The 12,261-nt window shown below is 61.6% G+C and carries 13 protein-coding genes; 7 read left to right on the plus strand and 6 right to left on the minus strand.

What is annotated here, in order from left to right; all coding sequences use genetic code 11:
• Window positions 1-143: 143 nt before the first annotated feature.
• Genes AWB64_RS04130 through AWB64_RS04140 form a run of 3 tightly spaced genes read left to right on the plus strand, consistent with a single transcriptional unit; the run spans window position 144 to window position 2,166 of the window.
• On the plus strand, window positions 144-1,091 hold the full coding sequence (locus AWB64_RS04130) for a biotin--[acetyl-CoA-carboxylase] ligase (RefSeq protein WP_060817361.1): 948 nt from the start codon (window positions 144-146) through the stop codon (window positions 1,089-1,091).
• On the plus strand, window positions 1,088-1,891 hold the full coding sequence (locus tag AWB64_RS04135; protein WP_060817362.1) for a type III pantothenate kinase: 804 nt from the start codon (window positions 1,088-1,090) through the stop codon (window positions 1,889-1,891). Before AWB64_RS04130 ends, AWB64_RS04135 begins: the two co-directional genes overlap by 4 nt.
• A 35-nt stretch (window positions 1,892-1,926) precedes the next feature.
• Window positions 1,927-2,166, plus strand: coding sequence for a hypothetical protein (locus AWB64_RS04140; protein WP_060817363.1), 240 nt, complete (start codon window positions 1,927-1,929; stop codon window positions 2,164-2,166).
• 12 nt (window positions 2,167-2,178) lie between these two features.
• Here the strand turns inward: AWB64_RS04140 and rfaE2 are convergent, their stop codons facing one another.
• The 3 genes from rfaE2 to AWB64_RS04155 form a co-directional block, all read right to left on the minus strand.
• Window positions 2,179-2,661, minus strand: a complete 483-nt coding sequence (rfaE2, locus tag AWB64_RS04145) for a D-glycero-beta-D-manno-heptose 1-phosphate adenylyltransferase (RefSeq protein WP_060817364.1) — start codon at window positions 2,659-2,661, stop codon at window positions 2,179-2,181.
• Window positions 2,662-2,802: 141 nt separating this feature from the next.
• Window positions 2,803-3,675, minus strand: coding sequence for a ferritin family protein (locus AWB64_RS04150; RefSeq protein ID WP_060817365.1), 873 nt, complete (start codon window positions 3,673-3,675; stop codon window positions 2,803-2,805).
• Between the two features lie 462 nt (window positions 3,676-4,137).
• Window positions 4,138-5,139, minus strand: coding sequence for a MerR family transcriptional regulator (locus AWB64_RS04155; protein ID WP_060817366.1), 1,002 nt, complete (start codon window positions 5,137-5,139; stop codon window positions 4,138-4,140).
• A gap of 290 nt (window positions 5,140-5,429) precedes the next feature.
• On the opposite strand from AWB64_RS04155, the gene AWB64_RS04160 reads away from it, so the two are divergent.
• The 4 genes from AWB64_RS04160 to AWB64_RS04175 are packed head-to-tail and all read left to right on the plus strand — an operon-like array spanning window position 5,430 to window position 9,439.
• Window positions 5,430-6,722, plus strand: a complete 1,293-nt coding sequence (locus AWB64_RS04160) for an NAD(P)/FAD-dependent oxidoreductase (protein ID WP_060817367.1) — start codon at window positions 5,430-5,432, stop codon at window positions 6,720-6,722.
• A gap of 17 nt (window positions 6,723-6,739) precedes the next feature.
• Window positions 6,740-7,585, plus strand: a complete 846-nt coding sequence (locus AWB64_RS04165; protein ID WP_244163925.1) for a DUF1365 domain-containing protein — start codon at window positions 6,740-6,742, stop codon at window positions 7,583-7,585.
• Window positions 7,586-7,592: 7 nt separating this feature from the next.
• The gene (locus AWB64_RS04170; RefSeq protein ID WP_082850361.1) at window positions 7,593-8,882 is read left to right on the plus strand and encodes an SAM-dependent methyltransferase; all 1,290 of its coding nucleotides are present in this window, start codon (window positions 7,593-7,595) and stop codon (window positions 8,880-8,882) included.
• A gap of 50 nt (window positions 8,883-8,932) precedes the next feature.
• The gene (locus tag AWB64_RS04175; protein ID WP_060817368.1) at window positions 8,933-9,439 is read left to right on the plus strand and encodes a chalcone isomerase family protein; all 507 of its coding nucleotides are present in this window, start codon (window positions 8,933-8,935) and stop codon (window positions 9,437-9,439) included.
• 39 nt (window positions 9,440-9,478) lie between these two features.
• On the opposite strand, the gene AWB64_RS04180 is transcribed toward AWB64_RS04175, so the two are convergent.
• The 3 genes from AWB64_RS04180 to AWB64_RS04190 are packed head-to-tail and all read right to left on the minus strand — an operon-like array spanning window position 9,479 to window position 12,226.
• Entirely contained in the window at window positions 9,479-10,147 is a 669-nt protein-coding gene (locus AWB64_RS04180) for a PhaM family polyhydroxyalkanoate granule multifunctional regulatory protein (RefSeq protein ID WP_060817369.1), read from the minus strand.
• Window positions 10,148-10,194: 47 nt separating this feature from the next.
• Window positions 10,195-11,022 carry an enoyl-CoA hydratase/isomerase family protein gene (locus AWB64_RS04185; protein ID WP_060817370.1) on the minus strand — a complete coding sequence of 276 codons (828 nt, stop codon included), beginning with the start codon at window positions 11,020-11,022 and terminating at the stop codon, window positions 10,195-10,197.
• Window positions 11,023-11,044: 22 nt separating this feature from the next.
• A complete protein-coding gene (locus AWB64_RS04190) occupies window positions 11,045-12,226 on the minus strand; it encodes an ABC transporter substrate-binding protein (RefSeq protein ID WP_082850363.1) in 1,182 nt (393 codons plus the stop codon).
• Window positions 12,227-12,261: the final 35 nt, after the last annotated feature.

Consider the following 12,261-nt stretch of genomic DNA (forward strand, 5'->3'; position numbering starts at 1 on the left):
TTGTAGCGAAGCTGATGTGGAATCTCGCGAAAGGTGAGCGCGTTAGCCATTCGGCCGGGATTTGCGTGCTCCGCCCCGTGCAACAACCGTCGAGGCGGTTTGCGGCGTGCCGTCCGCGCTCGCCACGCCGCTACAATGCACGTATGAACTTATCCAATTCGTCTTTTCCTCTCGACGCCGCCTGGCGTATCGACCGCGAGCGGCTCATGTCGCTGGCCGCGCGGCCGGTGCGCGACTGGCCCATCGAGATCGTCGATGAAACGGGCTCCACGAACGCGGACCTGATGGCGCAGCTCAAGGAGCAGCCGCGTAACAAAACGTCAGCGTCGGCGCCCGACACGTTCTTGGCGCGCTCCACGCTGAAAGCCGCCGATGGCACCCCGTTCGTGCGCGTCGCCTATCTGCAGACGGCCGGGCGCGGGCGGCGCGGGCGCGCGTGGATTGCGCAGCCGGGCAATGCGCTCACGTTCTCGCTCGGCTGCGTGTTGCCGCGCCCGCTGGAAGGGCTTGGCGGACTGAGCCTCGCGGTCGGCACCGCCGTCCTGGAGGCGCTGAACACGTTGCCGCTGTCGGCATCGGCGAGACTCGCCTTGAAATGGCCGAACGACATCTTGCTCGACGATGGCAAGCTTGCCGGCATCCTGATCGAAACCGCGTGGAACACGCCACGGGCAAGCGCCGTGGTGATCGGCATTGGCATCAACCTGCACGGCGCGGCTGAACTGGCGGCGGAGCTCGACGAAGCGCAGCGTCGCAACGCGCTTCCCACGCCGGGAAACACGCCGGCGTCGTTGTCGCGCGCCTGGGCCGACGCAAATCTCACCGATACGCTCGCCGCCGTCCTGAACGCGCTGGACGCCACGCTCGCGCGTTTCGCCGCCGACGGTTTCCGCCCGTTCCGCCAGCAATGGCTCGCGGCGCACGCGTATGCGGGACGCGAGGTCGTGCTGCTGGAACAGGGCGTGGAAGTGGCGCGCGGGCTGGCGGTCGGTATCGACGACAACGGTCAGTTGCAAATAGACACCGCCGCCGGCCTGCGAACCGCCACCACCGGCGACGTCTCGCTCCGGCTCGCGGAGCAGCGGCCGTGAACGAAGCGCTGTTTTTGCTCATCGATGCCGGCAATAGCCGGATCAAATGGTCGATTACCACGTCCGCCGGCGAAACACGCCACGACGGCGCGTTCGAACACGACAGTCAAAGCCTGCCAGCCTGGCCGGACAATGTGACGCCGGCGAGCGCCTGGGTATCGAACGTGGCGGGATCGGGCGTGGGTGAACGTATTGCTGGTTTGATCCATGAACGCTGGCCCGGCTTGCCATCCACGTTCGTGCACGCCCGGCCGCAACAATCGGGCGTAACGAACAGCTATTCGGAACCCGCGTCGCTTGGCAGCGACCGATGGTGCGGCATGATCGGCGCGCACGCCGCGTATCCGGGCGAAAACCTGCTGATCGCCACGTTCGGCACGGCAACGACACTCGAAGCGCTGCTCGCCGATGGCACCTTTACCGGCGGTCTGATCGCACCCGGGTGGCAATTGATGATGCAATCGCTTGGCAGCCACACGGCCCAATTGCCCACCCTTCTCCCCGATACCGCCCGCGACGCGCTGGCATCGTCCAAGAGCGTTTTTGCCACTGACACGCGCGCGGCTTTATCGACTGGATGCTTGCTGGCGCAGGCTGGATTGATCGAACGCGCGTGGCATGATCTGCGCGCGCAATGGCGCGGCGAATTCCGCCTGATCTTGGGTGGCGGCGCGGCGAGCGAGGTGGCGGGCGCGTTAAAGGTGCCGCATACTCGTCACGACTCGCTGGTGCTTGCCGGACTCGCGTTGATCGCGCGCGAGAGCCTTTCGCTTACGGTTGAAACCCGTTCACCTGATTGAAACTTGATTGAACCCTGACTGATGGAGCGCTTTCCATGCTGCGCTGGCTAATCGCCCTGTTGTTCCTCGCAAACCTGCTGATGTTCGTGGTCGTGCAAGGCGTGTTCGGACCGTTACCGGCCGCCGGCGGACGCGAACCGCAGCATCTCGACCGGCAGATTCATCCTGAACTTGTGCGCGTGCGTCCGATCGGTCCCGAAGAAGCGGCGGATCAGGCCGTAGTAGGTGGTCCTGCGCCCGCCGCCGCGGTTCAAGCCGCTCCGCTCACGCAATAAAACTCGCCGCACTCAACCGTGCGCGCGCACCTTCTTGAGCAGCGCGGTTGTCGACCGGTCGTGCTCGAACGGAATGGCAAGCGCCTTGCCACCCCAACTGCGCACCAAAGCGGACTCGGCGAGCGTGTCCATGTCGTAATCGCCGCCTTTCACGAGCACGTCCGGATGTAACTCGCCGATCAGTTCAAGCGGCGTGAACTCCTCGAATTTCACCACCCAGTCGACGCTTTCCAGCGCGGCCAGGAGCGCCATCCGGTCGTCTTCGCGATTGACCGGACGGTCGTCGCCCTTGCCGAGCAAACGCACCGATGCGTCGCTGTTCACGCCCACGATTAGCGTTGCGCCCAGCGCTTTTGCGTCGGCAAGATAGGTTACATGCCCACGATGCAGGATATCGAAGACGCCGTTCGTGAAGACCACCGGCGCGGTCAGTTGCGGGCGCAGCGCGGCAAGCGCCGTGCGCGTCATGATCTTGCGTTCGAAAGAAGCGGCCATGGCGGGAACAATGAGGATTCTGGAAGGTGCGTAGTGTGCCACGCACGCGGCGACGCTTTGAAAACAAAACAGCCCGCGGATCGTGGACCGGCGGGCTGTTGATGTTAGGTCACGAAGAGTTGCACGGACCCAGGCCGAGGATCAGGCCGGCTGTTCCGACGCGCCCTTTGCGGCAGCCAGTCGCAACACCACTTCCTTGCGATACCTGTTCAACTCCTGAGCCGTCAGGAACGAACGCTCGAACAGGATGGACAGGTTGTGCAGGATCCGTTCGACGACCTTCTTTTCCCAGCTGTCGTCAAAGCGAATCTGCTCGTCGAGCCAGTGTTCGAGCCACTCCGGATCAGGCAGACGTGACTGGATGGTATCGCGCGGGAACAGCGCCTGATTCACGTGAAGATTGGTCGGATGCAGCGGCTTTTCCGTGCGTCGCGCCGACGCCATCAGCACGCCGATCTTCGCAAACGCAGCACGCGCAATGTCGCCGGTCTGCGCCATCGCTTTCTTCATGTAGCGCAGATACGCGCCGCCATGCCGGGCTTCGTCGCGCGAAATGGTTTCATAGATGTGCTTGATGACCGGCTCGGTGTGCCATTCCGCTGCGCGCCTGTACCAGTGGTTCAGGCGGATCTCGCCGCAGAAATGCAGCATCAAGGTTTCGAGCGGCGGCGCCGGATCGAATTCGAAGCGCACCGCGTCGAGTTCCTCTTCGGTCGGCACCATCTCCGGCTTGAAGCGGCGCAGATATTCCATGAGGACGAGCGAATGCTTTTGCTCTTCGAAGAACCACACGCTGATGAACGCGGAGAAGTCGCTGTCGTTGTGGTTGTCGCGCAGGAACATTTCCGTGGCCGGCAACGCGGACCATTCGGTGATCGCGTTCATCTTGATGGTCTTGGCCTGTTCGTCGGTCAGGAGCGCCGAATCGAACTTGTCCCAGGGAATGTCTTTCTCCATGTCCCAACGAACCGATTCGAGCGATTTGTACAGTTCTGGATAAAGCATCGTGTTCATAGTCCACCCCTGGTTTGCAACATAGTGCGACATTCTGTGTGTTGTAACTGTAGCCGGCTCGCGCGAACATTCGCGCTGCCAGCAGCGAAGCTTTCAATTTTACGCGGGAATCAGGCGCCCAGATGCAAAACCGGTAAAGAAGCGCCTGTCGCGTCTTTCTTGCGACCATTTGCCCGTTGCCATTCCGCTGCATGGAGCGGTCAGCAATGTCTACCGTGGGTGAGGAGCGAACCCTGTGCCTGAGGTAAGTACGAAGCGTGAGCTGTATGAAGCTCGATTAAAACTATTTAGAACATTCTTAAAAGCTGTCCCACGGCGCGCGGTGCAGTTGCCGCGTGAGCATGCCTTTCAGTTATGACAGCCGCAAGACGCGTACCGTTCCCTCTTGTGCGCGGGCATGAACCCGCGGATTGCATGCAGTCCTGATACACAAGCGGAGAACACGGCAAACAGCCGCGCCGATCATAGCATGGCGCTATGACGCCACTCAGCGACCGCGTCTTCAATCGGCGCAAGTCCCTTCACCATCAGGATGCCGTCGGGAAACTTGCGTCGCAGCGCAGGGCTGCTCCCGCCAACCCAGATAGCGACCGTGGCTGGCAAGGCCTGTCTCAGGTCGGTAAGTCCGTTAACTACCGCCTGCAACGGCATGGAGGCCGAGAAGGACAACGCGAGGATATCGACCTTGTGCGCGGGAATCGCGTCGAGAATGTCTTGCGTCGGCGTTTGCGTGCCGAGCGCAATGCATTCGCATCCGGCGAGCGTGAACAGGGCTTCGGCCATCAGGATGCCGAGACCGTGGGCTTCGCCCAGCATGGTCGTGAGCAACACACGCGGATGCGCACCCCGGCCGCGCAACGCTTCGGACAGCGGGCGCATCAGCGAGCGCAGCGTGACCTGCATTGCCTCACTGAAAAGATGCTCGTGATAGACCTGCAGCGTGCCGGCCGCCCAGGCATTGCCAATACGCGCCGACAGCGGCGCCGCCACGTCCAGCACGAAATGCTCGAGTCCTTCCCGCGTGGCGCGCTTGAGCAGCTCGAAGCGAAAGTCGTCGTAGCGGCCCACGCGCAGCAGTTCCACCAGCCGGTCCAGCTCGACGTCCGGCGCATCCTGTCCAATGCCCGAATCTTCGGCAAGTTGCTGCAACAGCGCGATGGATTGCGGCAACACCTTGCTCGGCCGATGACCCGCATCCAGCAGGCGCTTGACGAGCCTCAGCTTGGTCACCTGTTCCTGCGGATAGAGCCGCTCGCCGCCCGTCGAGCGCAAGGGTTGCGGAAAGCCATAACGCCGTTCCCACACGCGCAAGGTGTCCTTGGTCAACCCGATCTCATGGGAGATCGCGCCAATACCAATGCCGATTCCCACGCCGCTCCGCTCTTCAGCCGGAGCATCGCCAAACCCGTTGCCATCGCTCGCGCCGTTTTTGAGGGACGGATTGTTTTCCGGTGTATTTGTCATGGACAAAATGCGACCTAGTGGTTTAAATAAAAAAACTGAAATCGCCCTAGAATTCAATATTCATAGACATTCGTAGCGATTATCAACATGATTGATCATAGACGAATTCAACAATTTGTACCGGACAAATTCGGTCAAAACATGGACATTTAATTCCGCCGCCCTGCATCCAGCGCGGCGGCGGTTGCGTAAATCACATTGACCGTCGAGGAGCGACGCTGGACGTTTTCACGGCACAACAAAACGCACAGACGCATAAGACAAAGACAAAAGGCACACGGAGCACCGTCATGAAAGTTGCGGTAATTGGAGCGGGGATTTCGGGATTGGCGTGCGCGTACCGGCTGGCGAGGTCCCAGGCGGGTATCGATGTCACGGTGTTCGAGGCCAACACTTATTTCGGCGGCCATACGAACACGGTCGACGTAACGCTGGACGGCGTGACTCACGGCGTGGACACGGGCTTTCTCGTGTTCAACCACCGCACCTATCCGAATCTGGTGAAGCTCTTCCAGGAACTCGATGTACCGACGACCGCGACCGACATGTCGTTCTCCGTGGCCGTGACCAACAAACGGCTCGAATGGGCTGGCAGCGACCTGAACACGGTGTTCACGCAGCGCCGAAACCTGCTGCGTCCGGCGTTCCTGCGCATGCTCGCCGATGTCCTGCGCTTTAACCGCACGGCAACCGCAATGGCGCTTTCGGGCAAGGACGCCGAACTCGCCGAGCCAGTGAGCCGCTTTCTCGCGCGCGAGAAGTATTCCGTGGCGTTTCGCGACTGGTATCTGCTGCCTATGATCGGCGCGATCTGGTCATGTTCGACATCTCAGATGATGGCGTTTCCTGTTGGGACGCTGATCCGCTTTTGCCATAACCACGGGCTGCTGCAAGTCGACAACCGGCCGCAATGGCACACGGTCAACGGCGGCGCGCGCGAATATGTCCGGCGCATGCTGCCCGCCATCGGCGATGCAAGGGTCGAGCTTCCGGTGAGATCGGTGAGACGGGGAGCGTTGGGCGTCGAAATTGAAAGCGCGCGGGGTATCGAACGCTTCGATCATGTCGTGCTTGCGTGCCACAGCGATCAGGCGCTCGCGCTGCTGGCCGATCCTTCCCCCGATGAAACCGCCGCCCTCGGCGCGATTGGCTATGCGCCGAATCGCGCGGTGCTGCATACGGATGCGTCGCTGCTGCCGTCCGCGCGCGCCTGGTCGGCATGGAACTATGAAAGCCGTACCGGCGAACTTGGCGCAGAACCGCAGTTGTGCGTGCATTACCTCATCAACAAGCTGCAGCCGCTGCCGTTCAGCACGCCGGTGATCGTGTCGCTCAATCCGGTTCGCGAGCCGCGTGCCGAGACCGTGTTGCGCGAATTTGCGTATAGCCATCCCGTCTTCGATCAAGCCGCCATCGAGGCTCAACGCGCGCTGCCTTCAATGCAAGGCGCGCGCAACACATGGTTCGCGGGCGCGTGGACGGGTTACGGCTTCCACGAAGACGGCCTGAAGTCCGGGCTCGATGCAGCCGCGAAGCTGACGGCGATCGCGCTGAATCGCGACGAACCGGCGCTTGCGGCATGAAGGACATGAGCAAACGCATGAGCACGCGCATGAACGCGCCATCGTTCGATTCGCCCGACTTGCTGCTGGTTGGCTCCGTGCGCCACAAGCGTCTGCGCCCGGCACGCAACGCGTTTGCATACGGCGTATACACCGTGCGCCTGCCGCTTCGCGCCCGCGCTGAACGGCTCGCGCAAGGCACATTGAACGACTCGCGCGTATTCGCTCACAACCGCTTTGGATTGCTGAGCTTTCATGACATCGATCACGGCGTAGCGGGCCAGACGGCGCTGCAATGGATCGAATCGATGCTGCATGAAAACGGCATCCACGACTCCGACGGCGAGATCTACCTGCACACATTCCCGCGTGTGCTCGGCTACGTGTTCAATCCGGTGAGCTTCTGGTTTTGCGAACGCGCGAATGGCTCGCTGCGCGCCGTCGTTTGCGAAGTGAACAACACGTTCGGCGAACGCCATTATTACTTGCTCGATCCGGGCGGCAGCATCCTGAACGGCGCGCCGCTCACCGCGCGCAAGGTTTTCCACGTCTCGCCGTTCTGCAAGGTCGAGGGACGCTACACGTTTCGCTTCATGTTCGTGCCACCCAAACACGGCAAGTCGATGCGCTCGCTTGCGCGCATCGACTATGAAGACGGCGACGGTCCATTGCTGCTCACGAGCATTGCGGGAACAGCACGGCCGCTCGATACAGGCAACGTGCTGCGCGTGTTCTTCGGTTATCCGCTGATGACGTTTGGCGTCGTCGCGAAAATTCACTGGCAGGCGCTGAAGCTGTTCATCAAACGCGTGCCTTTCCTGAGCAAACCCACTCCGCCGTCAGCGAACGTTTCGCACGAGCGGGCCGAACTGCCGACCAGGTGACTTGCAAATGTCGACACAGCCCTCCTCTCCTACATCGCTTCGAAGTCCCGCGGTGTCGTGGTTTATCCGGCCGCTTCTGCGCACGCGCCGCGCGCTCTATAAACCCGCCGCCGCACGCGTGGTGCTCAGGTTGCTCGGGCAGTTGCAGTACGGCGTCCTCGATGTCCATCTTCCCGACGGCACCACGCGCCGCTACGGCCAGCCCGCCGATGAACCCGCTGCCGCGAACGCGCCGCACGCACGCGTCGTGCTCGCGAACTGGAACGTGTGCGCGGCGGCGTTAAAAAGCGGCGATATCGGTTTTGCCGAAACGTATCTGGCTGGCGACTGGCACACGGACGACCTCGCCGCGCTGCTCGACATCATGGTGCGCAACCGCACGGTCATAGAAACCGTGATCTACGGCTCATGGTTCGGAAAGCTCACGAATCGCCTGCGCCATCTGCGCAACGCGAATTCGAAGGAAGGCAGCCGGCGCAACATACGCGCTCACTACGATCTCGGCAACGCGTTTTATAAGCTCTGGCTCGACAGCACGATGACCTATTCGAGCGCCCTCTTCGACGGCTCGCCCGAACAGACACTCGCCGATGCACAACGCGCAAAATACCGGCGGCTCCTGAACGAATTGCAACTCGATGGCGTCGATCTGAACGTGCTGGAAATCGGCTGCGGCTGGGGCGGTTTCGCCGAACTCGCGGCGAGCGAAGCAAAGGCGCGCGTGACAGGCCTTACGCTTTCCACCGAACAACTCGCCTTTGCGCAACAACGCATGACGGACGCCGGCCTCGCTGATCGCGCCGACCTGCGCCTGCAGGATTACCGCGACGTTCACGGCCAGTTTGACGCGATTGCGTCCATTGAGATGTTTGAAGCCGTGGGCGAGGAATACTGGCCGGGCTACTTCGAATGCATCAAGCGCAATCTCAAGCGCGGCGGGCGGGCATGCGTGCAGACGATCACTATCGACAACACGTTGTTCGACCGATACCGCACGAGCACCGACTTCATCCAGCAGTATATTTTTCCCGGCGGCATGCTGCCGTCGCCAGCGGCCTTCGTGCAAGTAGCAGAACGCCACGGGCTGAAAGTAGTCAATCAGCTTTCGTTTGGCCGCGATTATGCACGCACGCTCAAGCTGTGGCGTAATGCGTTTGTGGCGCGCCTCGACGAAATCCGCGCGCAACGCTTCGACGAACGTTTTATCCGCCTGTGGGACTTTTATCTATGTTATTGCGAGGCCGCGTTCGCGCACTCGAACACCGACGTCATCCAGTTCACGCTGGAACACGCCTGATACGTCTGATACGCCAGGCTGGCCGCGCCATTGCGCTCGCGCTGCTGGTCTTGCCGCTTCACGCATTCGCCTTCGATGCCGCGCCGCTCGTGCGTCAGACCATTCCGCAAGCGCGCGTTCAGGGCGAAGGCGAACTGCGCATGTACGGTTTTCATATCTACGACGCAAGGCTTTACGTTGGGCCGACGGGTTTGTCGAGCAAGGAACTGACAGCGCGGCCGTTCGCGCTCGACATTGAATATGCGCGGGCTTTCAAGGGTGCGTCCATCGCCAAGCGCGGGCGCGAGGAAATGGACGACCTGAAACTCGCCAGCAAATCCCAGACGGCCGCGTGGCAGCAGGAAATGGAAAAGATCTTCCCGGACGTCCAGCCTGGCGATCACGTGGTTGGCGTATTCGTGCCCGAGCGCGGCACGACCTTTTATGCGGACGATAAAGTCATCGGCACGATTCCCGGCGATGACTTCGCACGCGCGTTTTTCTCCATCTGGTTTGACCCGCGCACGTCGGCGCCGGGGTTGCGCAATCAGTTGCTGGCGAATGGGGCGGCGCAGTAAGGCCACACCGAGTCCTTGCTCAACGCCGCTTCACAGCGGCTATTTCTTCGCCGCCGTTTTGGCTGGAGCCGCTTTCTTCGCAGCAGTTTTCCTCGGCGTTTTGGGCGCGGCGGCTTTTGGCGGTTCGTTGTCCTCACTCGTTGAATCCGATGCTACCGGTTGTTGCGCCATCGCAAGCGTAGCGAGATTGTTGAACTGCGACTGAAGCAGGTTCCACCAGCCAGCGGGATCGAAGGACGCGTCGTTCGCGCCTGCTTCGCTCGGCGCTTCCTGATCCGCCGCAGGCCGCGCTTCATTTGCGGACGAAGCAGGCCAAGCCGCCGCCGACGACGCCGACGCCCCGGCAGAACTCTTCGCGTTCTCAACCGATGTCTGCGCAAACGCGCCGAACGCACGCAGCGTGGCGAGCGTTGCGCGCTGCACTTCCAGCGCCTGAATCGCCGATTGCAGCATGTTCAGATTGAGCTTGAGCCATTGCTCGACCGCGCGCATATCCGTGATGCGTTTATCCAGTTCCTCGACGTTCGTAAGCGGCGCGAGCATGTCCGACATCATGGAAAGCGACGGCGACCCGCCCGGCGCAACTGCCGAGGCAAACGGGTTCATCTTCATCATGTCCCACATCTTTTCCATCATGTCGCCTTGAGGAAAACCGGACATGCCGGGGAAGCTTCCAAAGGGCGGCGTACCGCCGGGTGTATCGGTCATGAGACTTGCTCCTTGGTGCTGCGGGAAATATTCGGATAACGCCCGGTCTAAAACGGCGAGCCGCCCGGAAAATCCGGCGCGCGCTTCTCGCGCAGCGACTTGATGCCTTCCTGCACATCGGGCCCGGCAAAGCCCATGAATTCGAGCGCGAGGGATGTATCGAAGGCGGGGCCTGCCGAGCGCAGCCAGTTGTTCAACGCGTACTTGGTCCATCGGATCGCCGTTTGAGACCCTTGCGCCAGGCGATTCGCGACTTCGAACGCCTTGGGCAACAACTCGCTCTCGTCCACCGCCAGCGATACCAGCCCGATCCGCTCCGCCTCCTCGCCGCTCACCGGTTCGCATAACAGCAGGTAATACTTCGCCTTCGCCATGCCGCACAGCAACGGCCAGACAATCGCAGCGTGATCGCCGGCGGCGACGCCAAGCCGCGTATGGCCATCGATAATGCGCGCAGTTTTCGCCGCAACTGAAATATCCGCGAGCAACCCCGCGACGAGCCCTGCGCCGACTGCCGGGCCATGCATAGCTGAAACGATCGGCTTGCTGCAATTGATCACGTTGTAGACAAGATCGCGGGCCTCGCGCCAGACGCGCGCGCGGACATCGAAATCAGCGGCCATCTGCTCGACCAGATGCAGATCGCCGCCGCCCGAAAAGCCCTTGCCTTCGCCGCGAATCAGCGCCACGCGCGTGTCCGGATCACGATCTATATCACGCCAGATATCGGCGAGTTCGCGATGCGTCGCGGCATCCGCTGTCGCGAGCCCGCTCTTGTTCGCGCCCGCGCCGTTCATGATGATTTCGAGCACGCCGTGATCGTGCCGGCGCAATTCCAGCGACGTGTAACGGGCGTAAAGGGAAAGGTCGCTCATGGTTTTTTGTATGGATGAAAACTTAGCGCGGTTGATAAATCCACTTGCCGTTCTCGATTTCCGCGATCACGCGAGCCCGCTGATCCAGCCCGATATGATCGTTCGGCGTCATGTTGACCTGCCCGTTCGAGTCCGAAAAATTCTTCGTGTTTTCCAATGCGTCGCGCAATGCAGTGCGAAACTCGGGCGTGCCGGGCGCGCCCGCTTTCATCGCAATGGGGACCGCGCGGTTCAGCAGCATGCCCGCGTCCCATGCGTACGAACCGAACGCCGAGACCGTGCCCGCGCCGTACTTCGTTTCATATACCTTGATGTAATCGAGCGCGAGACGCTTGGCCGGATGATCGTCGGGCAATTGCGATGCGACCAGAACCGGACTTGTCGGCAAGAACGTGCCGTTGCAATCCGCGCCGCACACGCGCAGGAAATCGCGGTTCCCCGTGCCGTGATTATGATAGATCGCGCCCTTGAAACCGCGTTCGCGCAGCGTCTTCGGCGGCAACGCGGCCGGCGTGCCCGCCGCGCCCACGACCACGGCATCGGGCTTCGCCGCGATGATCTTCAGCACCTGGCCCGTGACGCTCGTGTCCGTGCGGTTGAAGCGTTCGTTGGCAACTATCGCGATCTTGTGAAGCTGGGCGAACTTGGACACCTCCGCATAGAACGTCTCGCCGAGCGCGTCCGCCTGGCCGATGAACGCCATGGTTTTCACGCCATGATTGCTGGCATGTTCGGCAATTGCCGAGGCCATCATTGCGTCGGTTTGCGGTGTCTTGAAGACCCAGTGGCGCCTGGCGTCTACAGGCTCAATGATCTTCGACGACGACGCAAGCGAGATCATGGGCGTCTTGCCGTCGGCGACGACATCGATCATGGCGAGCGAATTAGGCGTAATCGATGAACCGATGATCGCGTCCACATGATCTTCGGAGATCAGCTTCTTCGTGGTCTGGACGGCTTGCGTGGTGTCCGAGGCATCGTCGAGAACGATGTAGTCGACCGGACGTCCGCCCATTTGCTTCGGCAGCAACGCGACGGTATCGCGCGCCGGAATGCCAAGCGACGCAGCCGGTCCCGTCAACGACAGCACCAGCCCGATCTTCACAGGCGGCGTTTGCGCCCAGGCCGCCGCCGAACACGTGATCAATGCACCCGCCGCCGCAAACCGCCTGAAAACCGCGCCCCATTCGCCGCCTGAATGCATTGAAATCTCCTTGTTATGGACAATGCGGCTAAGTG

The sequence above is a fragment of the Caballeronia sordidicola genome (assembly GCF_001544455.2).
GTDB lineage: Bacteria > Pseudomonadota > Gammaproteobacteria > Burkholderiales > Burkholderiaceae > Caballeronia > Caballeronia sordidicola.